The organism is Curtobacterium sp. MMLR14_006, assembly GCF_001864985.1.
GTDB lineage: Bacteria > Actinomycetota > Actinomycetes > Actinomycetales > Microbacteriaceae > Curtobacterium.
The window spans coordinates 1-206 of sequence record NZ_MJGU01000016.1 but is presented as its reverse complement, the minus strand read 5'-3'; the positions used below and the strand labels follow the sequence as shown (position 1 = coordinate 206).

Sequence of the window (206 nt, the reverse complement as noted above, 5' to 3'; positions counted from 1 at the left end):
GTACCTGTTCGAGCTCTGGGGTGGCTCGCTCAAGCCCCTCCAGCTCGAGGGCGACAACGCCATCCTCACCGGCACCACCGTCCACATCTCCGAGGACGCCGCCGGCCTGCTGAACAAGACCTTCGGCACCGACGCCGTCAAGCGCGGCCTCCTGGTCGGCACCGCCACCATCACCGCCCAGATCAAGTAACACCCCGCACCACCGC

Annotated in this window: 1 pseudogene; it reads left to right on the top strand. The window is 68.0% G+C overall.

The annotated features are described in order from the left end of the window. A pseudogene (locus BIU94_RS07435) lies at window positions 1–190 on the top strand (hypothetical protein); the annotation flags it as partial. Between the last annotated feature and the right edge of the window lie 16 nt (window positions 191–206).